This is a genomic window from Halorubrum sp. Atlit-28R (assembly GCF_003665955.1).
Classification (GTDB): domain Archaea; phylum Halobacteriota; class Halobacteria; order Halobacteriales; family Haloferacaceae; genus Halorubrum; species Halorubrum tropicale.
Genome location: NZ_QPLS01000264.1, coordinates 1 through 443, shown reverse-complemented (window position 1 = coordinate 443; position 443 = coordinate 1). Strand labels below are relative to the sequence as shown.

Below are 443 nucleotides of genomic sequence, written 5' to 3'. Positions count from 1 at the left end.
TGTCGTGCCTGTCATCTCCTTCGGTCATGCCTGTGTGGCACCGGCACCAAAGGGGGTGTGCGTCAAGCCGCGATGGCATGGTTTTAACCGAGGCTCCGATGGAAAGGTCGTGATCGATGCTGAAATGGGCGCATTCCTCGGCTTACTCTTTTGGGCGGCGGCCGCAGTTACGGCTTTCCTTATCTTTTGATCGCTGCACCCAAATTGCCAATAACGCTTGGAAATAAAATTCGACCGCGACCCCAATGCAGCATTGTCCTTTGAATAGGCATAACCAAACCCGCATTACGCCTCTTTGGGGAAGGGTGGCAGGAAGTCGAACAACTCTTTGAAGACACATGAAAACAATGAACATTACGGACAAAGCCCGCGCGATCAAGACATCCTTGGCCGAAAGAAGCAGTGAACGAAAACGGCTGCGCGGCCCCGCTCGCTTGTATTAC

General features: G+C 53.0%; 1 protein-coding gene. It reads left to right on the top strand.

The annotated features are described in order from the left end of the window. Positions 1-190 (top strand): hypothetical protein (locus DVK06_RS19520; RefSeq protein WP_233561823.1); only part of this gene is annotated, 190 nt, incomplete at its 5' end. Positions 191-443 lie beyond the last annotated feature (253 nt).